22 protein-coding genes are annotated in these 22,687 nt (G+C 70.2%); 11 read left to right on the top strand and 11 right to left on the bottom strand.

Translation table 11 applies throughout. The features are described 5' to 3' along the window. Positions 1 to 61: 61 nt before the first annotated feature. The 4 genes from MFF64_RS21240 to MFF64_RS21255 all read left to right on the top strand — a co-directional run bounded on the left by MFF64_RS21240 (position 62) and on the right by MFF64_RS21255 (position 2,965). Positions 62 to 370, top strand: a complete 309-nt coding sequence (locus MFF64_RS21240) for a DUF485 domain-containing protein (protein ID WP_099899000.1) — start codon at positions 62 to 64, stop codon at positions 368 to 370. Beyond that, on the top strand, positions 367 to 2,055 hold the full coding sequence (locus MFF64_RS21245) for a cation acetate symporter (RefSeq protein ID WP_099898998.1): 1,689 nt from the start codon (positions 367 to 369) through the stop codon (positions 2,053 to 2,055). The genes MFF64_RS21240 and MFF64_RS21245 overlap by 4 nt, the downstream gene beginning before the upstream one ends. 102 nt (positions 2,056 to 2,157) lie before the next feature. Next, on the top strand, positions 2,158 to 2,451 hold the full coding sequence (locus tag MFF64_RS21250) for a type II toxin-antitoxin system TacA family antitoxin (RefSeq protein WP_099898996.1): 294 nt from the start codon (positions 2,158 to 2,160) through the stop codon (positions 2,449 to 2,451). Between the two features lie 4 nt (positions 2,452 to 2,455). Beyond that, positions 2,456 to 2,965: a GNAT family N-acetyltransferase gene (locus tag MFF64_RS21255; RefSeq protein ID WP_099898994.1), complete on the top strand. Its 510-nt coding sequence runs from the start codon at positions 2,456 to 2,458 to the stop codon at positions 2,963 to 2,965. A 30-nt stretch (positions 2,966 to 2,995) separates the two neighbouring features. Here the strand turns inward: MFF64_RS21255 and MFF64_RS21260 are convergent, their stop codons facing one another. Beyond that, on the bottom strand, positions 2,996 to 4,276 hold the full coding sequence (locus tag MFF64_RS21260; protein ID WP_099898992.1) for a DUF3422 family protein: 1,281 nt from the start codon (positions 4,274 to 4,276) through the stop codon (positions 2,996 to 2,998). Positions 4,277 to 4,674: 398 nt separating this feature from the next. Here MFF64_RS21260 and MFF64_RS21265 point away from each other — a divergent pair, with 398 nt between their 5' ends. Then, on the top strand, positions 4,675 to 5,841 hold the full coding sequence (locus MFF64_RS21265) for a GGDEF domain-containing protein (protein ID WP_238192348.1): 1,167 nt from the start codon (positions 4,675 to 4,677) through the stop codon (positions 5,839 to 5,841). A gap of 126 nt (positions 5,842 to 5,967) precedes the next feature. On the opposite strand, the gene purH is transcribed toward MFF64_RS21265, so the two are convergent. Then, positions 5,968 to 7,569 carry a bifunctional phosphoribosylaminoimidazolecarboxamide formyltransferase/IMP cyclohydrolase gene (gene purH, locus MFF64_RS21270; protein ID WP_238192349.1) on the bottom strand — a complete coding sequence of 534 codons (1,602 nt, stop codon included), beginning with the start codon at positions 7,567 to 7,569 and terminating at the stop codon, positions 5,968 to 5,970. A gap of 270 nt (positions 7,570 to 7,839) precedes the next feature. Between purH and MFF64_RS21275 the strand changes: the two genes are divergently transcribed. Together MFF64_RS21275 and lanM are read left to right on the top strand one after the other, a co-directional pair. Continuing rightward, on the top strand, positions 7,840 to 9,162 hold the full coding sequence (locus tag MFF64_RS21275) for a hemolysin family protein (protein ID WP_099908473.1): 1,323 nt from the start codon (positions 7,840 to 7,842) through the stop codon (positions 9,160 to 9,162). Between the two features lie 126 nt (positions 9,163 to 9,288). Then, entirely contained in the window at positions 9,289 to 9,696 is a 408-nt protein-coding gene (gene lanM / locus MFF64_RS21280; protein WP_099908472.1) for a lanmodulin LanM, read from the top strand. Between the two features lie 80 nt (positions 9,697 to 9,776). On the opposite strand, the gene MFF64_RS21285 is transcribed toward lanM, so the two are convergent. Next, complete coding sequence (locus MFF64_RS21285; protein ID WP_099908470.1) at positions 9,777 to 10,010, bottom strand: hypothetical protein; 234 nt, start codon at positions 10,008 to 10,010, stop codon at positions 9,777 to 9,779. Between the two features lie 314 nt (positions 10,011 to 10,324). Here MFF64_RS21285 and MFF64_RS21290 point away from each other — a divergent pair, with 314 nt between their 5' ends. Both MFF64_RS21290 and MFF64_RS21295 read left to right on the top strand, forming a co-directional pair. Then, positions 10,325 to 11,365, top strand: coding sequence for an adenylate/guanylate cyclase domain-containing protein (locus MFF64_RS21290; protein WP_238192353.1), 1,041 nt, complete (start codon positions 10,325 to 10,327; stop codon positions 11,363 to 11,365). A gap of 663 nt (positions 11,366 to 12,028) precedes the next feature. Further along, positions 12,029 to 12,484: a Ros/MucR family transcriptional regulator gene (locus MFF64_RS21295; RefSeq protein WP_099908466.1), complete on the top strand. Its 456-nt coding sequence runs from the start codon at positions 12,029 to 12,031 to the stop codon at positions 12,482 to 12,484. 61 nt (positions 12,485 to 12,545) lie between these two features. On the opposite strand, the gene MFF64_RS21300 is transcribed toward MFF64_RS21295, so the two are convergent. Then, positions 12,546 to 13,340 (bottom strand): DUF1194 domain-containing protein, encoded by a 795-nt coding sequence (locus MFF64_RS21300; RefSeq protein ID WP_099908464.1) that lies wholly within the window; start codon positions 13,338 to 13,340, stop codon positions 12,546 to 12,548. A gap of 290 nt (positions 13,341 to 13,630) precedes the next feature. Here MFF64_RS21300 and MFF64_RS21305 point away from each other — a divergent pair, with 290 nt between their 5' ends. After that, complete coding sequence (locus MFF64_RS21305) at positions 13,631 to 14,398, top strand: restriction endonuclease (protein WP_099908477.1); 768 nt, start codon at positions 13,631 to 13,633, stop codon at positions 14,396 to 14,398. 84 nt (positions 14,399 to 14,482) lie between these two features. On the opposite strand, the gene MFF64_RS21310 is transcribed toward MFF64_RS21305, so the two are convergent. After that, on the bottom strand, positions 14,483 to 14,725 hold the full coding sequence (locus MFF64_RS21310; protein ID WP_099908461.1) for a hypothetical protein: 243 nt from the start codon (positions 14,723 to 14,725) through the stop codon (positions 14,483 to 14,485). Between the two features lie 247 nt (positions 14,726 to 14,972). On the opposite strand from MFF64_RS21310, the gene MFF64_RS21315 reads away from it, so the two are divergent. Next, positions 14,973 to 15,716, top strand: coding sequence for a ComF family protein (locus MFF64_RS21315; protein WP_099908475.1), 744 nt, complete (start codon positions 14,973 to 14,975; stop codon positions 15,714 to 15,716). Positions 15,717 to 15,826: 110 nt separating this feature from the next. Here the strand turns inward: MFF64_RS21315 and MFF64_RS21320 are convergent, their stop codons facing one another. The 6 genes from MFF64_RS21320 to MFF64_RS21345 all read right to left on the bottom strand — a co-directional run bounded on the left by MFF64_RS21320 (position 15,827) and on the right by MFF64_RS21345 (position 22,336). Beyond that, positions 15,827 to 17,086: an MFS transporter gene (locus MFF64_RS21320; RefSeq protein ID WP_099908459.1), complete on the bottom strand. Its 1,260-nt coding sequence runs from the start codon at positions 17,084 to 17,086 to the stop codon at positions 15,827 to 15,829. A 291-nt stretch (positions 17,087 to 17,377) separates the two neighbouring features. Then, a complete protein-coding gene (locus MFF64_RS21325; RefSeq protein ID WP_099908457.1) occupies positions 17,378 to 17,584 on the bottom strand; it encodes a hypothetical protein in 207 nt (68 codons plus the stop codon). A gap of 43 nt (positions 17,585 to 17,627) precedes the next feature. Then, complete coding sequence (locus MFF64_RS21330; RefSeq protein ID WP_099908456.1) at positions 17,628 to 18,296, bottom strand: invasion associated locus B family protein; 669 nt, start codon at positions 18,294 to 18,296, stop codon at positions 17,628 to 17,630. A 190-nt stretch (positions 18,297 to 18,486) separates the two neighbouring features. After that, a complete protein-coding gene (zwf, locus tag MFF64_RS21335; RefSeq protein WP_099908454.1) occupies positions 18,487 to 19,962 on the bottom strand; it encodes a glucose-6-phosphate dehydrogenase in 1,476 nt (491 codons plus the stop codon). A 206-nt stretch (positions 19,963 to 20,168) separates the two neighbouring features. Beyond that, the gene (locus tag MFF64_RS21340; protein ID WP_099908452.1) at positions 20,169 to 21,086 is read right to left on the bottom strand and encodes an SDR family NAD(P)-dependent oxidoreductase; all 918 of its coding nucleotides are present in this window, start codon (positions 21,084 to 21,086) and stop codon (positions 20,169 to 20,171) included. Positions 21,087 to 21,325: 239 nt separating this feature from the next. Next, the gene (locus MFF64_RS21345) at positions 21,326 to 22,336 is read right to left on the bottom strand and encodes a DUF4167 domain-containing protein (protein ID WP_238192350.1); all 1,011 of its coding nucleotides are present in this window, start codon (positions 22,334 to 22,336) and stop codon (positions 21,326 to 21,328) included. Between the last annotated feature and the right edge of the window lie 351 nt (positions 22,337 to 22,687).

Below are 22,687 nucleotides of genomic sequence, written 5' to 3' on the forward strand. Positions count from 1 at the left end.
TTTCCGGCGCGCTGCGGAGCCATGCTCGGTCATGAATGCGAAACATAAGGGAGGCCCGCCGATGGCAGAGGCAGATACCGCACGGGTTCTGGCGAGCCCGAAATTCCGAGAACTGGTGACGGAACGCACCCGCTTCGGCTGGATCCTGTCCGGCGCGATGCTGGGCATCTACCTCGTCTTCGTCCTGCTCGTCGCCTTCGCGCACGGCTTGATGGCGACGAAGATCGGCTCCGGTGTGACATCGCTCGGCATCGTGCTCGGCCTCGTCGTGATCGTGGCGGCCTTCGTGCTCACCGGCATCTACGTCGCCCGGGCCAACGGCCGCTTCGACGACCTGACCCGCGATCTCAATCGGGAGCTCGGCCGATGAGCGCGCGTCGCATCGCCGTCGTGGCGCTCCTCACGATCGTCGGGGCGGGCGCGGCCCTCGCCGCCGGGCCGGATCTCGGCGCGGTCCAGAAGCAGGCGACGAACTGGACCGCCGTCGCCATGTTCCTGCTCTTCGTGCTCGCCACGCTGGGCATCACCTACAAGGCCGCCGCGGGCTCGAAGTCGGCGGCCGATTTCTACGCCGCCGGCGGCGGCATCTCGGCCGGCCAGAACGCGCTCGCCATCGCGGGCGACTACATGTCGGCGGCCTCGTTCCTCGGCATCTCGGGGCTGGTGTTCTCGTCGGGCTTCGACGGGCTGATCTACTCGATCGGCTTCCTGGTCGGCTGGCCGATCGTGCTGTTCCTGATCGCCGAGCGCCTGCGCAACCTCGGCAAGTTCACCTTCGCCGACGTGGCGAGCTTCCGCCTCGACCAGACCCGGATCCGCATCCTGTCGGCGACCGGCACCCTCGTGGTGGTGGCGTTCTACCTGATCGCCCAGATGGTCGGCGCGGGGAAGCTGATCCAGCTCCTGTTCGGCCTCGACTACCTCACCGCCATCATCGCGGTCGGCGTGCTGATGATCGTCTACGTCGCCTTCGGCGGCATGAAGGCGACGACCTGGGTGCAGATCATCAAGGCCTGCCTGCTGCTCGCCGGCGCGTCGTTCATGGCGCTCGCGGTTCTCTGGCGCTACGGCTTCAACCCGGAGGCCCTGTTCGCGGCGGCCGTGGCCGAGCATCCGAAGCACGAGGCGATCATGGCGCCGGGCGGCCTCGTCGCCGATCCGATCTCGGCGATCTCGCTCGGCATCGGCCTGATGTTCGGCACTGCCGGCCTGCCCCACATCCTGATGCGGTTCTTCACGGTGTCGGATGCCCAGGCCGCCCGCAAGTCGGTGTTCTACGCCACCGGCCTGATCGCCTACTTCTACATCCTGACCTTCATCATCGGCTTCGGCGCCATCACCTTCCTGATGGGCGACCCGAGCTACTTCAAGGCCGGGGCGAACGGCGCCTACGACCGGATCACCGGGCTCCTCGGTGGCAGCAACATGGCGGCGGTGCACCTCGCCAACGCCACCGGGGGCTCGCTCTTCCTCGGCTTCATCTCGGCGGTGGCCTTCGCGACCATCCTGGCGGTGGTGGCCGGCCTGACGCTCGCCGGCGCCTCGGCGGTCAGCCACGACCTCTACGCCCAGGTCTTCGCCCGCGGACGCACCACCGAGGCCGGCGAGGTGCGGCTGTCGAAGATCTCGGCCGTCGTGATCGGCGTGGTGGCGATCTATCTCGGCTACGTGTTCGAGAACCAGAACGTCGCCTTCATGGTCGGCCTCGCCTTCGCGGTGGCGGCGAGCTGCAACTTCCCGGTCCTCGCCATGTCAATCCTGTGGAAGGGCACCACGACGCTCGGCGCTCTCGTCGGCGGCCTCATCGGCCTCGTCAGCGCGGTGGTGATGGTGGTGCTGTCGAAGGCGGTATGGGTCACCACCTTCGGGCACCCGGCTGCGCTCTTCCCCTACGACAATCCGGCCCTGTTCTCGATGCCGCTCGCCTTCCTGGGCATCTGGGCGGTCTCGAAGATCGACACCAGCGCCCGGGCCCGGCGCGAGCGGGCGGCCTTCGAGGCGCAGTACGTGCGCTCGGAGACCGGCATCGGGGCGGCCGGCGCGCACGCGCATTGACGGGGTAGAGGGCGGCGGCCGCTGGCTGCCGCCCCTTCGGCCATACAGATTGTATGGCAGAATGCATGACACCTCCCTACCATATCGCGGAGGAGAGGTGCCATGCCCGCCAATGGCCGGAAGGATCATCCAATCTCGATGCGTCTGCCGGAGTCCGATCTGGCATTGATCGACCGTGCTGCCAGCCTGCGAGGCCGATCCCACACGGACTTCGTCCGCGAGGCCGCCGTTCTCACGGCCGAGGAAGTGCTGATGGATCAGCGCCTCATTCGCCTTGGTCCCGAAGCGTTCGCGGAATTCCTGGATATCATCTCAGCCCCTGCGACAGTCGTGCCGGAAATCGTCGCGATCGCCAGACGCCGGCCACCGTGGGAAGCCGAAGACGACGAGGGCTGAGTGCGTGGCACTGTCCGCGCCCGAACCGCTACGCGCGACACACGACATCTCGGCGTTCTCGTGCGGCAAGCCGATCCTTGATCGCTGGCTCAGGACGCGGGCGCTGTCCAATCAAGGCAAGGGTTTCACGGCCGTCATGGTGGTGCATGACGCCCTCCGGGTCGTCGGATATTACGGACTGGCGCCGACGGCGGTGGTGCCGAGCGCTCTGCCGCGTGCGATCCGGACCGGGCAGCCACCCGATCCGGTGCCGTGCCTGCTGCTCGGCCAGTTTGCGACGGATCGCGGTTGGGCCGGCCGCGGCCTGGGAACCGGCCTCGTCAACCACGCGCTCAATCGTTGCGTGAAGGCCGCGGCCCTCGTCGGTGGTCGCACGGTCGTGGTCCACGCGGTCGACGATGAGGCTGCGGCATTCTGGCAGCGGCGTGGGTTCGTCTCCACGCGAGACAGCGAGTACCAGCTTGTCCGCTCGATCGCCGACATCGCGGCCTCTCTCGACGAAGCGCGAACTTGACGCTGTCCCGCGTGGAACCCGGTCATTTCCTTAATGACCCCCGTCGGCGTGCATCCGCCGGATCCGCCGCACCGTCCACCACACGCCCACCAGCACCAGCGGCACCGCCAGGGCCGTCCCAACCGTCGCATCCACCGGCACGCCGGCATGGTGCACGCCCTCCAGCACGTGGTGGACGAGGCTCGCGACGTAGTAGGTGATCGCCGCGACGGAGAGCCCCTCCACGGTCTGCTGCAGGCGGAGCTGCAGCCGGACCCGGTCGTTCATCGCCTGGAGCTGGGCCTGGTTCTGGCGCTCAAGCTCGATATCAACCCGTGTGCGCAGCATCTGCGCGGCACGGGCGAGGCGGCGCGACAGCAGGTCCTGGCGGTCGGCGGTCACCAGGCAGGTCCGGATCGCCGGGTTGTAGCGCCGGGCGAGGAACGTCGACCAGCTGGTCTGGCCGGGCAGCGCGTGCTCGGCGGCGGCCGCGAGGCGCAGGCGCACCAATTCGTCGTAGGCCCGGGTCGCGCCGAAACGAAACATCGTGCGCGACGATCCGGCCTCGAGCTCGGCGGCGAGCGCGATCAGCTGGTCGAGGAGGGCGTGGTTCTCGGCGAAGCCCTCGCTGGTGCGCATCGCCTCCATCAGGGTGGGCAGCTCGGTCTCGATCCGCCGGATCGTCGGCCCGAGGCTCTGCGCCTCCGGCAGGCCGAGGAGCGCGAGGGTGCGGTAGGTCTCGATCTCGAGCAGGCGCTGCACCAGGGCGCCGGCGCCGAGCCGGCTCAGCCGCCGGTCGGCCACCACGATGCGGACGTAGCCGTGCGGATCGGGCTGGAAATCGGTGGCGATCACCGCCGCCCCGCCCTCGGCTTCCGCCATCGCCAGCGAGGCGGCGTTGAAGGTCGAGACGATCTCAGACGGCAGCCCGCCATCCACCGCGGGCAGGAGGTGCAGGTCGACCGCGACGAGGAGCGGGCCGGGCTGGGCCACCTCCCCCATCGCGCCCTCCAGCGCGTCGGGCTGGGGCTGGAAGGCGTGGCCGAGGGCGTCGCCGTATTCCCAGGTATAGGTGGTGAACTCGCTGTGGCTCTCCCAGCGAAGGACGGCGCCGGAGAAGACCACCCGGTGCTGCTTGGCCCCCGGCGCCGGGCCTGGATGGCCAAGGCCGGTGCAGTAGGCTTCCAGCGCGTCGCGGTCGGACGCGGCCGCCTCGCCGTCGGTCAGGAAGGCGTAGTGCAGGAAGCGGCGCGGCGTCTTGACCGGGGTGAACGGCCGGGCATGCACCTCCGCCAGCACCCGCGACCGCAGGGGATGTTCGCTCAGCCTCACGATACGGTCCGCCTCAGCATCATTCCGCCGGCCACGTTGGCCGGCCAGGTCGGCCAGTGCCGACGTGGTCACCGGTTCGGCGGCAAGCAGGATGCGAAATCAGGAGCCCGAGCAGAATTGCGCCATGCAGTTCGGCTTGGACCATCGCACGCGCCGAACCCGATGGCCACCGGCAACGCTTGGCGCAAGCACGGGCCGCCCGTCAACGGCCATTCACGCGCGGCGGGCGCGAGCGCCCGGGCGGCGCTGCGGCGCCGACTCCCGTCGGGATTGAGCTGTCGGAGTAATCTTTTTGGCACTCCCCTTGGGTTAAACGGCAGCGTCGGCCGTCGTCGGACGGTCCCGTGCCGGTTCATGTCGGCATGACGCTGCGGCCGTCGGACAGCGAGAGACTGGTCATGACCCTGGATGTCCCGACCCTGCTGTTTGCCGGCGTCACGGCGCGCTGCTGCTACGTTGTCGTGTTCCTGGTCTCAGGGCTGCGGCTGCGGGACGAGCCATGCCTGCTGCACTGGAGCGGGAGCGTCGCCTGCTCGATCATCGGCACGCTGATCCATTACGGCGACGGCGGCAGCGGCCGGACGCTCACACCCTTTGAGGGAGCCGTCGCGCATGCCTTCTTCGGCGGCAGCCTGGCATTGTGCTGGAGCGGGATGCGGCGGTTCCATCGCTTGCCGATCGACCTGCGCGGCGCGACCCTCGCCGCCGTGCTGCCCGGCCTCGCCTTCGCGGTCCCGCTGCAGCTCGGGTTCGGCCGGTCCGGCGCCTTGACCGGCGCCTTCGCGGTCCTGATCGTCCTCATCGTCGCCACGCTGCGGGAGTTGGCGCGGAACCGGAGCCGGGGCGCGGAATGGTCGCGCTACGTCGCGGCGAGCGGGCTGAGCGTCTACCTGGCGGCGTTCGCGACCTCGGTCGCCCTCTTCCTCGCCGGCCGGGAGGTCGGTGACGACGCGCAGAGCGCCAACGCCGCCCTGCTCATCGATCACGCTTGCAGCGTGCTGATCTATGTCGGGTTCCTGGCGATGGCGGGCGAGCGCTGCAACGCCCGCCTGACCGAGCTCGCGACCACCGATCCGCTGACCGGCCTGACGAACCGCCGCGGGGTGTTCCAGGCAATCGAGCAGGGCCGGATGCGGCCCGCCGCGGTCCTCCTCGCCGACATCGACAACTTCAAGGCGATCAACGACGGCAGCGGTCACGAGGCCGGGGATGCCGTGCTGGCCGAGTTCGCGGCGCGCCTGCGGCACGTCGCGGGTCCGCGCGCGCTGCCGGCGCGCTGGGGCGGGGAGGAATTCCTGCTTCTCCTGCCACCCCGGCTGGCCGGCGCCGGTGCCGATCTGGCGGAGCGCATCCGGGCGGCGACGGAGGCCGAGCCGTTCCGCGCCGGCGGGGCACCGCTCCGCGTCACCGTGAGCATCGGGATCGCGGCGGGCGGCGGCGACCTGGGCGCGCTGCTCCGGCGGGCCGACGGCGCCCTCTACGCGGCCAAGCGCGGAGGCCGCAACCGGACCTGCGCCGCGCCCGAGACCGTCGCAGGGGCGGTCGCCGAACCCGCGGCCGCGTGAGCGGGTCTCATACCCTCGCGCCTTCGCATCGACGCGTCGCTGCGAAGGCGACCGGCGCATCAGCGCCGGCGCCCATTCGGGCTTGCCTTGCGCCTTCGAACGCGTCCGTTCGAAGGTGCGGCGGTATCAGTGCCGGAAGTGACGGTGGCCGGTGAGCACCATGGCGAGGCCGGCCTCGTCGGCGGCACGGATCACCTCGTCGTCGCGCATCGAGCCGCCGGGCTGGATCACCGCCGTGGCGCCGGCCTCGGCCGCCGCCAGCAGGCCGTCGGCGAAGGGGAAGAACGCGTCGGACGCCACCACGGCGCCGCGGGCGAGGCTCTCCGGCAGGCCGGCGGCCTTGGCGGCTTCCGCCGCCTTCCAGGCGGCGATGCGCGAGGAATCGACCCGCGACATCTGCCCGGCGCCGATACCGACCGTGGCGCCGTCCTTGGCGTAGACGATGGCGTTCGACTTCACGTGCTTGGCGACCCGGAACGCGAAGCGCAGGTCCGACAGTTCGGCCTCGCTCGGCGCCCGCTTGGTCACGACCTTGAGCAGCATGTCGTCGACGACGGCGTTGTCGCGATCCTGCACCAGGAACCCGCCGGCGACCGTGCGCCAGACCTGGCCGGGCGCCCGAGGATCGGCGACGCCGCCGGTCGTGAGGAGGCGCAGGTTCTTCTTCGCCGCCACGATCGCGGCCGCCTCCTCGGTGGCGTCCGGAGCGATGATCACTTCCGTGAAGATCTCGACGATCTTCCGCGCCGCCTCCGCGTCGAGCGTGCGGTTGAGGGCGACGATGCCGCCGAAGGCCGAGACCGGGTCGCAGCGAAGTGCCCGCTCGTAGGCATCGAGGAGGCTCGCGCCTTCGGCGACGCCGCACGGATTGGCGTGCTTGACGATGACCACCGCGGCAGTGCGGGCCGGGTCGAACTCGCTCACGGCCTCGTAGGCGGCATCGGTGTCGTTGATGTTGTTGTAGGAGAGTTCCTTGCCCTGGAGCTGGCGCGCGGTCGCGACGCCGGGGCGCGGGGCGCCGGCGGTGCGGTAGAACGCGGCCTTCATGTGCGGGTTCTCGCCGTAGCGCAGGCCCTGGGCGAGGGTGCCGCCGAGCGCCCGGAAGGTCTGGGCCTCGGGCGCCGCCGCGATCTCGCCGGCGAGCCAGGTCGAGATGGCGGCGTCGTAGGAGGCGGTGCGGGCATAGGCTTTCTGGGCCAGCCGGCGGCGGGTGGCGAAGGTGACCGCGCCGTCATGAGCGTCGAGGTCGGCGAGCACCGCGCCGTAATCGGCGACGTCGACCACGACCGCCACGTCCTTGTGGTTCTTGGCCGCGGCGCGGATCATCGCCGGCCCGCCGATATCGATGTTCTCGATGCACTCGGCCGCCGGCTTGCCCGCCGCCAGCGTGGCCTCGAAGGGGTAGAGGTTGACGACGAGGAGATCGATCGCCGCGATGCCGTGGGCCAGCATGGCGGCCTGATGCTCCGGGTTGTCGCGGACGGCGAGCAGCCCGCCATGCACGCCGGGATGCAGGGTCTTGACCCGCCCGTCCATCATCTCGGGGAAGCCGGTAAGGTCGGAGACTTCCGTGACGGTCAGTCCTGCCTCGGCGAGCGCCCGGTGGGTGCCGCCGGTCGAGACCAGGGTGATGCCGCGGGCGGCAAGCGCCCGAGCGAACTCCACCAGCCCGGTCTTGTCCGAGACGGAGAGGAGCGCGCGGGAGATGCGGGACAGGTCGCTCGCCATGATGACACCGGGTCTTTCGGTCGTGGGGCGGGCCCGGAACGGAATCCGAGCCGGCACAGGAATTTCGGGCGCGCCTATCAGAAACCGCCGGTCGAGGCCAGATGTTGCGCCGCAAAACGACGTCGGACGTTTTCCCTCTTACTCGGCGGCATCGGCCGTGGAGGAGCGCGCCGTCACGCTTTCTGACGGATAGGCTCCGGGGGTCAGACTTGCTATGAGGGAGCCGGCCGCGCCCCAGCCCGGGAGCGGCCGGTCGCGCCACGGGAGGCGGTGATTTTCTCCGACAGTCCCTGGGGGACAGGCCTCGGCCTGTTCGCCATCGTGTTCCTGGTCTTCGCGAACGGGTTCTTCGTCGCGGCCGAGTTCGCCCTGGTGGCGGTCCGGCGCAGCCGGGTTCAGGAGCTCGTAGCCGAGAAGCGAGCCAATGCGGGTGCCCTGCAACGGGCGGTCGACAACCTGGATTCGCATCTGGCGGCCACGCAGCTCGGCATCACCATCTCGTCGCTCGCCCTCGGCTGGGTCGGCGAGCCGGCCCTGGCCCACCTGATCGAGCCGCTGCTGGCCTTCCTGCCGCAGGGCGTGAGCACGGTCGGCGCCCACGCGGTCGCGGTGGTGTTCTCCTTCGTGGTCATCACCTCGCTGCACATCGTGCTGGGCGAGCTGGCGCCGAAGAGCCTGGCCTTGCAGCGCAGCGAGCGCACGGCGCTCGCCATCGTGCGGCCCCTGCGCCTCTTCCTGCTGGTCTTCCGCCCGGCGATCTCCTTCCTCAACGGGCTCGGCAACGGCGTGCTGCGCCTATGCGGCCTGCAGCCGGGCTCCGGCGAGGGCTCGCTGCACTCCACCGCCGAGCTCTCGCTCCTCGTCGCGGCGAGCCAGGAGGCCGGACTGATCCAGGAGGCTCAGCAGGCCGCGGTGCAGCGCATCTTCGGCATCGGCGAACGGCGGGTGCGGGACATCATGACCCCGCGCCACGAAGTCGACTGGATCGACGTCGACGATCCCCGCGAGGCGGTGCTGGAGACGATCCGGGCCTGTCGCCACGAGCAGCTGGTGGCGAGCCGGGGCGAGATCCACGAGATCGTCGGCGTGCTGCGCAAGCAGGACGTGCTCAACCAGCTCCTCGACGGGGCGCCGATCACCCTCGATGCGATCATCCGCGAGCCGATCGTCGTGCACGAGGGCATGCCGATCCTGCGGGTGCTCGAGACCTTCAAGGCCAAGCCCGTCCGGATGGCGATCGTCGTCGACGAGTACGGCGACCTCGAGGGCATCGTCACCCAGACCGACCTCCTCGAGGCGATCGCCGGCGACATCCCGGAGACCGACGACGAGGAGCCGATGGTGGTCGAGCGTCAGGACGGCTCGCTGCTGATCGACGGGATGATGCCGGTTGTCGACGCCTTCGAGCGCCTCGGCCTTGCCGAGCGGCCCGATACGGACGACTTCTCGACGCTGGCCGGCTTCGTGATCTTCCAGCTCGGCCGCATCCCCACCGCCGGCGACGGGTTCGAGCGCAGCGGCTGGCGCTTCGAGGTGGTCGACATGGACGGGCGCCGGGTCGACAAGGTCCTGGCCGAAAGGGTGGAGGCCTGACTTCTTACCCAGCGTGAATCGGACTTGCAAACCTTCGCTGCCCGGTTACGTATCCGACTGCCAGATTATCCCGGGTCTCGCCTGCCAGACAGGATCGGGCGCCCGGCCTTCGACGGAGCTTCCCCGATGACCCTCAACCGGACCCTTCTGCTCGCTGCCGTCCTGGCCGCGCCGCTCGCCCTGCCCGCCTCGGCCGAGGCCAAGCCGAAGGCCGATCGCACCATCGCGGCCGTCGATACGGACTCGGACGGCACGATCGACCTCGCCGAGACCAAGGCCGCGGCCGGCGCGGTGTTCGACAAGCTCGAGAAGGATGCGGACGGCACCCTCGACGCCAAGGAGCTGCAGGGTCGCGTCAGCCGCAAGGACATGAAGCAGGCCGATCCGGACAATGACGGCACCCTGGACAAGAACGAGTACCTCGCCCTGGTCGAGGCCCGCTTCAAGCTCGCCGATCCGGACAACGACGGCACTCTCGACGCCAAGGAGATGCGGACTCCGGCGGGCAAGGCCCTGGCCCGTCTGCTGAAGTAACATTCGGTGATGGGCGGCCCGGCGCGGGCCGCCCGGAGCTCTGATTGGGGCGGCCCGGCGCGGGCCGCCCTCCCGTCAGGTTAGTCGCAGCGCTCGCTGTGGACGGTCTTGCTGTCGCCGAACTCGTTGGTCTTCTTGACGGTCTTGGTCTCGCAGCCGCCGACCGATCCGGTCGACTCGACGGAGCGCTTCTCGATGACGGTGCTGCGCTCCACCGGGGCGGAGTCACGACGGATCACCGTCACGTCCTCGGCGAGAGCCGGAACCGTGACCAAGGCGGCGAGGGTCGCGAGGGTGGCGAGGCGGAAAGACATGCCGGTCTCCAGGCTTCAGCGTTGAATCGCGCTACGAACGCCACGGTCAAGACGACGGTTCCATAGTTTTCACCAAGTCTCGCGGAGGTCCGGGCGCCATCCGGGGTGGTGAGCATTTCGGCCTTGCCGATGCCCTCAAAACGGCGCGAATGGCGGTTGAATTGCCGCAGCGCCGTGGGCCGGACCTCGAGCCGCACCGGCCGCAGGAGACCATCACCGTGCCCGCAGCCGGCCCCGTCGACCGCAGCTCACCGGGAGAGGCGGCGCAAGCCGGCTTCCCGGCGCGTCTCGCCGAATCCTGGCGGGCGGCCGGGCTGCCGATCCCGCAGCACGCCTGGTTCTGGATCGGCATCCTGCTGCTCAGCGCTGGGGCGGGCCTGCTCTATGACGCGCTGTTCCAGAACGGCATCCCGCTGGTCGCGGCGATCCACGGCTTCTTCATCGGCGCCTGCGCGCTGCTGATGGAGCGCGGCACCCTGCTGCCGCGGCTGCAGGCGCGCTTGCGCCGCCTCCCGACCTTCCTCTACGTGCCGATCGCCGAGCTCGCCTATGTCGGCATGATCACGCTCGGCCATGCCACCGGCGGGGTGATCGTCTGGGGCACGGGGCTCAGCCCCGAGCCCTTCGCGGTGGCGGTGGTGCCCTCGCTCCGGGTCCTGGTCTACGCGCTCGCCGTGTCGGCGCTCCTCGTCTTCGTGGTGCGGATGCGCGACCTCATCGGCGCCGAGGTCTTCGTCAACCTGCTGGTCGGGCGCTACCACCGGCCGGTGGAGGAGGAGCGCATCTTCCTGTTCATCGACGTCGTCGGCTCGACGGCCTACGCGGAGACGCACGGCGCCCTCAAGACCCAGGCCTTCCTCGGCGCGGTCTTCGCGACACTGGCCGAGCCGGTGCGGCGCTGCCAGGGCTCGACCGACGACTTCATCGGCGACATGGCGATGATTACCTGGCCGATGGCCCGCGGGCTCCAGGGCGCGCGCTGCGTCGCCTGCGTGCTGGCGATCCAGGACAGCCTGGCCCGGGATGCGGCGGCCTGGCAGGAGCGCTTCGGCGCCGTGCCGCGGATCCGCGCCGCCCTCCATGGCGGGCCGGTGGTCACCGCCGAGGTCGGGGTCGACCGGCACAAGATCGCGTATTTCGGCGATGCGGTGAACGTCACCGCCCGGCTCGAGGCCCTGTGCCGCACCCTCGATGCGCCGGTGCTCATCTCCGGCGACCTCCTGGCCAAGCTGCCGCGCCTGCCCGACGGCGTGCGGGCGCGGCCCTTGGGCGAGCACGCCGTGCGCGGGCGCGACCAGGTCCTGGCAGTCGCCGCCCTAGAGCACGCGCCGCGCGCCGGGCGCGCCGCCGCCTGAGAGCGAAGCGGGGCCGCTTCGCGAAGACCGGCGCGCCCTCCCCCGGATCTCGCGCGCCGTCACGCCTCAGTCATCGGCTCATTGCGGGCCGGAGGATGTCCGCTTTCGCCGGTCATCGCCGCCAAGCCGCTAACTTTCGTTGATCGAAAACCCGGTCCGCAGCCAGGGATCGGAGAACGCGGCCGCGCGAGGATCGCGATTCGCGACCGATCTCCTCGCGCATGATGAGATCGCGAGACATCATATGCGCCGGTAACCATCGGTGGACGTCTTACCACCTCACGGTTGCTGCCGCCGTGGCGCATCCTGCTGCCCGCCATTATCCACCAACGATGTATGTTCTTCCTCTCGTCCGAAAGGTGCTGTCGTCACGTGCGCGACATGAGCCGAAGAGGATGGTTCCGGCGCTTCACCCTCAGCCGAGTTGGACGGCCCTCCCGCCAACGGTGAGTGCAGCACAACCTCACCCTGCAACCGGCCTCAACAAGAAATTCGGCGAGCGATTGACCGCGAGCCGGCGTTGCTTCTTTTTTCCTTGCAGTTCCGGCGCCGACATCATAGTTGCACCGTTTAGCAAAGACAGGCAGGCCCTGCGGCAACCGAGTCCTGAAGAGGGAATGTCGAAGCGTCTTGCGGATCTACCCTGAACAGAGGGCCGTTGTGATGAGTGAGAGTGAGGCGTCGACGAACCATATCGGGCTCGCCGCGGATATCGTGGCGGCTTTCGTGAGCAACAATTCGGTTCCGGTCGCCGACCTGCCGGGCCTGATCACCTCGGTCCATTCCGCGCTGGACGGCCTCAACCGCGGCGCGGTGGCCGAGCCGTCCGAGCCCCTCACCCCGGCCGTGCCGATCAAGAAGTCGATCATGCCGGACTATCTCGTCTGTCTCGAGGACGGCAAGAAGTTCAAATCGCTCAAGCGCCACCTGCGCACCCGCTACGGTCTGTCGCCCGAGGATTACCGGACGCGCTGGAATCTCTCGCCCGACTATCCGATGGTAGCGCCCAACTATGCGGCGGCCCGATCGGAACTGGCGAAGACCATGGGTCTGGGGCAGCAGCGGCGTAAATCCCAGCGCGGTGGCGGCAGCATCGGGCACGACGAGGCGGAGGACTAATCCGCGGGCGGGCCGGAACGGCGCCCGAGAATACACGCTGTGCTTGTATTGGCTGGGCGTCCTAATCCCAGTCGGGATTAGGACGCTCGCCGACGAAGCAGTTGGCCCGGGGCTCGCCTTGCGCCCGCCGCAGCAGCGGCTCGGTCTCGCGCCCCGCCACCTCGCGGATGATCTTGGTGCGGATCGCCGCCGCGAACTGGTCGCGCTCGCGCACCGGCACCATGAAGCTGCCGCTGCCACCGATCACGCAGTCGCGGTAATACAGGTCGAGGTCCTTGATGTCCCAGGGCCCGCTGGGCTCGCGGATCATCAGCGGCAGGCCGTTGATCACGATGCCCTGGCCGACGGCATCGTCCCGCGCCTTGGTCACCGCACGGCCCTGGTTGTTCGGGCCGTCGCCCGAGACGTCGATCACCCGCCTCGTCGCGTCGAAGCCGCTGCCGGCGAGCAGGCCGGCGGAGAAGTCGATGGCGCTGGCGATCGAGGTCCAGGTCGAGCGCCGGGGCGGGCTCTGGCCCAGCTTCTCGGCGAAGCCGGTCGCCTCTTCGGGCCCGGCGATCAGCGTCCAGGGCACCACGACCCGCTGGTTGCCGACGCCCGCCCACTCGACGTACGTGACGGCGATGCGCCCGACCATGCCCTGGCGGATCGCCTGGTGCACCGCCGGATTGCGGAACGCCTCGATATAGCCCTCCCGCTGGACCGCCTGTTCGTCGCCGGTCATCGACAGGGAGACGTCGACGGCGAGCACCAGGGCGACGTCGACCTCGACCGGGTCGCCCCCCGCCCGGACGGGGGGGCCGGCCGTTCCCGCGACGAGCAGGCAGGCGAGAAGCGCGACGACGCGTGATCTCATCCGGGGACTCCCCTGCACCGGCCCGGACGGGCACCGGCGAAACGCCAGGATCGGATGCCCGGCGGCCCGAATGCAAGCGCCGCGAAGGCCTTGCCTCGACACGCTCCCGTGAGGCTGCGCGCCGCGCGTTCCGTCGGTGGGGAGTGCGACGCGTTCTGCTGTGGATGAGTCCGGGGACAGACGGTGTCTTAGGCTGGGGACAAGGAGGTCCGACAGAGAGTCCGGACCATTCGGCCGCGCCGCGCGGCACGAGCGTCGTTCTCGAGAAACTTGCCCGAGACTCTATGCCGATGCGCCGCCCCTCCAGCCTCGCCGACCGCCTGTTCTGGCCCATCGTGGCCGGGGGTGCGGCGAGCCTGTGGTTCGGCCCCAAGGCGCTCGCCGTCGCCGGTCTGGCGGTGCTGGCGCTGGTCGTGCACCGGCTCGGGCGCGGCGGACGCTTCCGGCGGCGGGTCCGGGCGATCGCCCGCCGGCACCGCGAGACCCTCGCCCTGCGCCGCCGGCAGGAGAGCTACGTCGATCCCTACGGCAACGAGATCCTCGATGGCTGGCTGCGCGAGCGCAGCTACTTCGCCGAGCGCACGGTGCTGCCGCGGCTGGAGGCCGCGGGCTACGGCGACCTGATCGAGCCGCGCTGGGACGAGATCCTGGACATCGTCGAGGCGGCGTCCTTGAGCGTCGCGGCGCCGGACGAGGCCGAGGCGCTGCCGGAGGACGGGCTCGCCTACGAGCGCTACTGCGCCGCCCTGCTCGAGCGGGCCGGCTGGGAGGCGCGCACCACGAAGGCCGCGGGCGACCAGGGCGCCGACGTGGTGGCGGAGCGGGACGGGGTGCGGCTGGTGGTCCAGTGCAAGCGCTACGCGAAGCCGGTCGGCAACGGCGCGGTGCAGGAGGTGGTGGCGGCCCGCAGCTACTGGAGCGCCGATTGCGCCGCCGTGGTGTCGAATGCCGGGTTCACGCCGGCGGCCCGCAAGCTGGCGGCGGCGACCGACGTGCTGCTGCTGCACCACGACGCGCTCGCCGCCCTCGGGGCGCGGCCGACGGGACGTCCGCGCTGAGCGGCCGCGGAGCCGCGACGGATCACGATTCCGGGCCTTCGATATCGCCCCGTGATCGGCGGGGAGCCGTATCGGGACGAGGCTCTAATGCGTCAGTGTGCAGAGATCCCAGATCCGCTTGAACTCCTGCTGCGCTCGTGCCCGCTGGTCCTCGATCGACACGACAGCGGGGCAGAAGACGTCGGGTTGATCAGCGGAGTCGCCCCGCATGGCGACGGCCTCGGTGCCATCGGCGAGGTCGCGTGCACCGAGCGGGGCCTGGAGAGGCTTCTGCTGCGACGCATCGAGCATGTCGAGCGGCCGGGACTGAGTCGGGGCCATTGTCATGATCGTTTCCTCCTCGTTGCCCTTGTTATGCCTAATCTTGCGGCCTCCACTGCCGCGATGCAATGCCTCCCGCCCGAGAAATGGTCACGGCTAAGCGTTTGCTCTATGCTGTCCCCGCTCGAACACAGCAGGTCGGCCCGATGAGCCACGGATTTCCGCCATCCGGAACGGCAAGCCTGCGCATCGGGCGGGCACGCTCCGGATCGGGGGAGCGGCGGTCGTGACCGGTCTGCGCCGCCTCGCCGGGATGCCGGGTCTCGCGCTGCGCGGGCTCGTCGGGCTGGTCTATCCCCCGAGCTGCATCGCCTGCGGGATCGCCACGGCGGTGCCGCACGCCCTCTGCGCCGGCTGCTGGAGCGAGATGCGCTTCATCGAGCGGCCCTATTGCGAGCGGCTCGGCACGCCGTTCTCGGTCGATCTCGGGGCGCCCGGCCTGCTCTCGCCGGCGGCGCTCTCGGATCCGCCGGTCTATCAGCGCGCCCGGGCGGTGGCGCGCTACGACGCCACGGCGCGACGGCTGGTGCAAAGGCTGAAATACGAGGACCGCCTCGACCTCGCAGGCGCTCTCGGGGCGATGATGGCGCGGGCGGGCGCCGAGCTCATGGCGGAGGCCGATGTCGTGGTGCCGGTGCCGCTCTGGCGCTGGCGGCTGTGGTGGCGGCGCTTCAACCAGGCCGCCCTGCTCGCCCGGATGGCTACGCGCGGCAGCAACGTGCCGGTGGCGCCCGAGCTGCTGGCCCGGGTGCGGCGCACTCGGGCGCAGGTGGGCCTGAGCCGTGCCGCCCGGGCCGAGAACCTGCAGGGTGCCTTCCGGGTACCGGAGGCAGGCCGGCCGCATCTGACCGGCCAGCGGGTCCTCCTCGTCGACGACGTGCTGACCACCGGCGCGACGGCGAACGCCGCCGCCCGGGCGCTGCTGCGCGGCGGGGCGGCGGCGGTCGACGTGCTGGTCTTCGCCCGCGTGGTGAGCGACGGGCGCGATGTCGTCTAAGCAGACTTGCATTGGCAAGCCAAAGAGTCGTCCGCTTGGATTCTTCTTTCGTTTCAGATTATCGTGGCAAAACCGGCAACCATTTTTGCGAAATCTGCTTCGCGGTCAGGTCAGGCGCGCTGCACACCCCCGATGACGCCGTCCGGCTTGGCCGACTCCGCGGCATCGACCAGGACCTTGCCGCGGGGGCCGACCCAGGCGCCGACCCACTTTCGCGACCATAGGGCGAGGCAGCCGAGCACCACCGCCGTGAAGGCGGCGTAGAACAGGAAGCCCGCCGCGAAGCCGCCGGTATACTGCTTCGACAGGCCCATGGCGTTCGGCAGGATGGCGCCGCCGAGCGCCCCGACCTCGCCGATCATCGAGCCCGCCACCGCAGTGTTGGTCGGCCAGCGCAGGGGCACGAGCTGGAACAGCGCGCCGTTGCCGGCGCCGAGCGCCGCGAAGCAGAACATGAACAGCAGCGTGGTGACGAACAGCGTCGGCGCCGCGGTGAGCATCAGGAACGAGCCGACGGCGGCGAGCAGCACCACGGTGAGGACCAGGATGCCGCCGATCCGGTCGGCGAAGTAGCCGCCGAGGATGCGGATGCCGGAGCCCATCAGGGCAGCCAGCATCGTGAGCCGCCCGGCCTCGATCTTGGTGACGGCGAACTGCTCGTAGAAGAAGGTCGGCAGGAAGTTCGACAGGCCGATGAAGCCGCCGAAGGTAATGACGTAGATCAGGTTGAAGGCCCAGCCGTCCTTCTCGAACAGGCAGGAGACGTGCTCCTTGAAGCTCTGGTGCTCGCGGTCCGGCGGCTCCTTGGCGAAGACGATCATCACGGCGAGCGGAATCAGCATGAACACGCCGGCGAAGCCGTAGACCGCCTGCCAGCCATAGGCCTGGGCGAGGGGCGGGGCGAACAGCACGGCGAGCACGGTGCCGGAATTGCCGGCCCCGGCGATGCCCATCGCCAGGCCCTTGTGCTCCGGCGGGAACCAGCCCGAGCCGAGGGAGAGCGCCACGCCGAACGAGGCGCCGGCGATGCCGAGCAGCACGCCCATGGCGAGCACGTCGTTGAACGAGTGCACAAGGAAGAAGCCGTAGGCCATCGCCAGGACGATCAGCGACATCTCGGTGATCGCGGCGTTCTTGCGCCCGATATACTGGGCGAGCACGCCGAGGGGGAAGCGCATGATCGCGCCAGCGAGGATCGGCAGCGAGATCATGAATCCGGTCTGAGCCGGTGTGAGCTTGTAGGTCTCGGTGATGAACGGGCCCATGGCACCGTTGAGCACCCAGATCGCGAAGCAGAAATCGAAGTACAGGAACGCAGCGAACAGGGTCGGGGGGTGACCCGACTTCATGACGGTCTTGAAACTGGCCATATCGGAGCCTCACGCAGCCCCCGCGGGGGGTCTTCGACGCGCTTCAGGGTGAGGACCGCGAGGCCCGGTGCGTCCCGGTCCCGGTCCTCAGTCTGTCGGACATCCCTGTCCAAGGCTCGGGCGTCTTTGCCCCGCGGGCCGTGAGGCCAGCCTGCGGGGGGATCTGCAGGTCTCGTGCCAAGTCTCTTACTAGGTCTTGCGCCAAGTGTGCACGAAGGTGATCCGGTCCTCGTGCCCTCCCGCCTGCCTTAAAGGCAGGCAAGCCTTGACGCAGCCGAGGGCAGCGGGCGCCTACACCCGCATGTCGAGCCGCTGACCCTGCCCGGGCGGGGCCGGGGCAGCGGCCGCCGGGGCCTTCGCCGTCTCGGCCACGAGGCCGGCGACGGAGCGCTCGGCGTCGAGCTGGCGGCGGACCGCGAGCGTCGCGACCTGCTGGCTGAAGGCGGCGCTCTGCTGGGAGAGGACGCTGGCGGAGAGGGAGGCGGTGTCGATGCTCATGCCGTCATCTTTGCGCCCGAACCCTGATCAGGCGGTGAAGGCCTCAGCTCAAGAGCTGCGACATCCGGGCCAGCGCGGCGGCGAAGCCGGCGAGCGGCACCGTGATGGTCTCGGCCTCGCCGTTGGGCTTGGTGCCGGTGACGCGCAGGTTCACGGCGGTCTTCATCGCATCGGTGGCGACGGTCGGGAAGCTGATCGGCACGATGCAGCCGGCCTGGACGCAGGAGGTGTAGGGCGCGCCCTTGCCGAGCGTCGCATCGTCGAGCTTGAAGGTCACGCCGGGATCGATCGAGAGTCCGAGCGGCATCAGCATCAGCCCGTTGCTGCGTCCGTCCTGGGGGGCGTTGAGCTCGATGCTGAAGCGGCGCTGCCCGGTCTGGGCCACGCCTTGCGCCTGCGAGAGCTGGCACTGGCGCTTCTCGTTCTCGCGGGTGCAGCTGATGGTCCAGTCGCCGTAGACCTCGCTCACCGCGCTCGCGCCGTTGGGCCAGGCGCCGGTCGGGGCCGCCACGGGCGCGGGCGCCGCCTCGGCCTTCGGGGCCGGCGCGGGCTTCGGGGCCGGGCGGCGGGGCGCAGGCTTCGGCGCGGCCTTGTGGGCCGGAGCCTCGGCCGCAGGCGCGTCGCCGGCGGGCTCCTCCTGGGCATGGGCGGCCCCTGCGACCAAGGCGGCGAGGACCAGGAGGCTGGCGAGGGACAGGCGGCAGGGCAACATGACGGAAATCCTCGGCACCCGTCCGCGGCGGGGCGCGAAGCGGGCTTTTGTCTCGCGGCTCCTCTAGAGCGAGGAGCGCCGGAAGGAAAGCCACCGCGGGCGCGATCCCGCTGTCATGCCTTTGAGATATCTTGGATTTATTCCAATCAGCCGCCGTCGCGTCAACCGATGTCCTCATGCCGGATCGGCGTCAGCCGATGTCCTCATGCCACGTGCGCCCGTCGCGCTCAATCAGCGCGATGGCCGCGGTCGGCCCCCAGGTGCCGGCCGGGTAGGGGCGCGGCGGCTCCGGACGATCAGCCCAGGCGTTGAGCAGGGTATCGGCCCAGGCCCAGGCGGCTTCCACCTCGTCGCGACGCATGAACAGGGTTGCGTTGCCGCGCACCACGTCCATCAGCAGGCGCTCGTAGGCGTCCGGATAGCGCTGGTTGAAGGTCTCCTCGAACGAGATGTCGAGGCCGGTCGCCCGCAGACGCATGCCGCCGGGTCCCGGCTCCTTCGTCATCACCTCGAGCTTGATGCCCTCCTGCGGCTGCAGCCGGATCACCAGGCGGTTCGGCTCGCGGGCGAACTCGTCCGAGAAGATGCTGAACGGCGAGGAGCGGAACTGCACCACGATCTCGGAGACCTTCTGGGGCAACCGCTTGCCGGTGCGCAGGTAGAACGGCACCCCGGCCCAGCGCGGCGTCATCAGCTCGAGCCTCAAGGCCACGAAGGTCTCGGTCAGGCTCGCGCGGTCCTCCGCCAGATCGGTGACGTAGCCGGGCACCGGCTGGCCGTTGACCGCGCCGGCGACGTACTGGCCGCGCACGGTGCGCATCGGCACCTCGTGGGCGGGGATCGGCTTCAGGGCGCGGAGCACCTTCAGCTTCTCGTCGCGCACCGCGTCGGCGTCCAGCGAGAGCGGGCTCTCCATGCCGAGCAGGCAGAGGAGCTGCAGCATGTGGTTCTGCAGCATGTCGCGCAGCGCCCCGGACGTGTCGTAGTAGCCGCCGCGGCCCTCGACGCCCACCGTCTCAGCCACGGTGATCTGCACGTGGTCGATCACGTCGGCGTTCCACAGCCGTTCGAAGATCGTGTTGGCGAAGCGGAGCGCCAGCAGGTTCTGCACCGTCTCCTTGCCGAGATAATGGTCGATGCGGAAGATCTGGCTCTCGGGAAAGACCTTGCCGACTTGGTCGTTGATGGCGCGGGCCGATGCGAGGTCGTGGCCGATCGGCTTCTCCAGCACGACGCGGGAGCGCTCGCCGATCAGCCCGTGGGCGCTGAGGTTGCGGCAGATCGCGCCGTACAGGCTCGGCGAGGTGGCGAGGTAGTAGGGCCGGACGTGGTCCGGGTGCTCGGCGAGCAGGTTCGCCAGATCCTCCCAGCCCGCTTCGCCTGCCCCATCCACCGCCACGTAGCGCAGATGGTCGAGGAAGCGCGTCACCGTGTCGGTGTCGCGGTCGGCCGCCGGGACGTGGCGCTCCAGGGCCGCGGCGGCGAGATCCCGGTACTCGCCAGTGTCGAGGCGGGTGCGCGCCGCCGCGATGATGCGGCTGTCCTCCGGGATCTGCCGGTCGCGAAACCGGTAGTAGAGCGCCGGCAGCAGCTTGCGCATCGTCAGGTCGCCGGTGGCGCCGAACACGACGGCATCGAAGGGGGCGACGGGAATGATCTTGTGCATCGGGTGACGGGTCTCCCGCTGAAGCCGGCCGGCCCTGCAAGGGGCTGGCCAAGCTGGATGTCTGGCGGATGCTCCTCGCGCCCGGCTGCCTCACGCGCCGTGGCGCCCCAAGCGGAGTTGCATGGCGCAGCTCTGCTCAGGCTCTTGTTTTTGCATCATTGTCGTCGCCGAACCGGCGACCACTTCGGCGCATGTGCCGAGGTCGATCAGAACGAGGCCGGCGTCGCCGCAGCCGCTTCGACGCCGCTATCCATCCCGGTGCCCCCGCCTTCGAGCGGCGCCGCCATATGCGCCGCGAAGGCCGCCTTGTGGTCGGGGTGCCAGCGCGACAGGGCCGGGCGGTTGCGGATCACGTCGTCGGCGGCCCAGCGTATCCGCTTCTCGTCCATCTCCCGGGTGGTCTCGTTGTCCGGGCAGAGGATGTAGAAGTCGCCGGCCGCCATCTTCCCGAGCATGAAGTCGACGGTCTCCTCCGGTGTCCAGGCGCCGGCCGGCTTCCCGGTCGCGCCGCGGGCACGGGTGAGGCCGGTATAGACGAAGCCCGGGATCAGCAGGTGGGCGGTGACGGGCAAACCTGTCTCGCGCAGCTCGTGCGCCAGAGCTTCTGTCGTCACCTTCACGCCCGCCTTGCTGACGTTGTAGGGCGTGTTGCCGGGCGGCGTGGTGATGCCCTGCTTCGAGCCGGTGACGATCACCGCACCGGGCTCCCCGGCCTCGATCATCCCCGGCACGAAGGCCTGGAGCGCGTTGACGACGCCCCACAGATTGGTGTCGAGGATGCGATGCCAGGTGGCGGCGTCGGAGAAGAAGCGCCCGCCGGCCTCAATGCCGGCATTGGCCATCAGCAGCGCGACGGGCCCGAGGGATTCGGCCTCCCGGCGCAGGGCTTGCAGCGCCTCCGGCTTCGTCACGTCAGTTGCCACGGCGCGGATATCAGCCTCTCCGCCCGGCGCCGCCGCTGCGACCATGCGGCCGGCCTGCTCCAGGGCCTCGCCCGGGAGGTCCGCCAGCGCCACCCGCATTCCCGCCCGAGCGAAGGCCTTGGCCGCCGCGAGGCCGATGCCGCTCGCCGCGCCGGTGACGACCGCGACGCGGCCCTTCGCGAGTGCGGGGTGGTGGGTCATGGTACGCTCCGCCTGGACATGAGGCTCGTTTCAGGGCGGCAGGTAGGCAGCCGCGCGGGAAACGCCACATGCGGCGGCGCAAAAATCGTACGGCGTCGTCTTCGCCGGGTCATGCCCGGCCTCCGCTGCCGGAGGCCGGGAGAGTACTCGATGCGGGCTCAGCGCACCTCACAAACCACCTCCACACCGATGCCGCCGCCGCGAGCGGCGGCGGCGAGCGGGAGTTTCGTGAGGGACGCCTACTCGCCCGACGACTCGGCGGGCTTCGGGAAGAGCTCGCCGGAGGGCTCGCCCCCGCCCTCGGTCCCTTCGAACCGGGTGCGGCGGCGGCGGCGCGGGCGCGGCGCCGGGGCGTCGGCCTCCGCCTCGACCGGTGTAGCGGGGGGCGCCGGCGGCGCTTCCTCGACCGGAGCGGGCGCAGGGGAAGCGGGACGCACCGGAGTGGTCAGGAAGGCCGGTAGGCCGGTCGGCTCGTCGGCGGCTAGGACCGGCTCGGAGCGGGGCTCCTCGCGGCGGCGCTCGCGGCGGAACTCGGAGCGGCCGCCCTCACGGTAGCCGTCCTGGCGCGGGCTCTCCTGGCGAACAGGCTCCTGCCGCACGGCTTCCTGCCGCGGCTGCTCGGCGCGGGACGGATCCTGACGCTCGGCGCGGTCCAGGCGCTCGGGACGATCCTGCCGCTCGGTGCGCTGCTCGGCACGGTCCTGGCGGTCGCGCTGCTGGCGCTCCTGGCGGTTCTGGAAGCGCTCGCGGCGCTCCTGCCGGTCGGGCCGGTCCTGACGCGGCTGATCCTGGCGGTCCTGCCGGTCGAAGCGGGACGGGCGGTCGTCGCCGCGCGTGTCGTAGGGCTGCGGCTGCTGGCCAGGATCGCCGTAATCGTCGGCGGCGCCGTAGCCGGACTGGGCGTAGCCGTTGACGCCGCCGCGCTCCTGTTGCGCGTAGCCGTTCGTCGGCGCGGCCTCGTCGTCGCCGTCGTCCTCGTCATCGTAGCCCTGGCGGCCGTAGGTGCCGCCATATTGCTGGCGGTACTGCTCGTTCGCGGCGGCGATGATGCGGAAATAGTGCTCGCCGTGCTGGAAGTAGTTCTCGGCCATCACGGGGTCGCCGCTCGCCTGGGCGTCGCGGGCGAGCTGGGCGTACTTCTCGGCGATATGCTGCGCCGTGCCGCGGATCTTCACGTCGGGGCCGTTCGACTCGTAGGCCCGGGTCAGCGGGTTCGGCCCCTTGTTGTTGCTGCGGTTGCGGCCACGCATACGCCTGTTCTGGTTCGGTCTCATCGGCCTCGACTGACCCTCTTCGACGACTTGAAGGGCGGGACTTCACGCGCGCGGCGGGTCTTCGTCCGCGGAGCCGGGCGGCCTCTGTCGGGCCATGTTCCGTCTCCCCAGCGATGTCCGCCTTGCCCTGTGCGACCGCGGGCCGTCTCACGGTCCGGCCGCCGTCGATCCACAGATGCGGGGCACCGGACCGCCTACGCGCTCATGGGTCTGCCCGGTGGTGGAAGATCGTCCAAAGGTCCGCGCTCAATGTCGCGCCCGAGAACTGAGCCTGGCTGTGTTGTCCGGACCGTTCACGATCTGCCCCGGGACGTTAGCGGGTTCGGC

The organism is Methylobacterium frigidaeris, assembly GCF_022179185.1.
Lineage (GTDB): Bacteria > Pseudomonadota > Alphaproteobacteria > Rhizobiales > Beijerinckiaceae > Methylobacterium > Methylobacterium frigidaeris.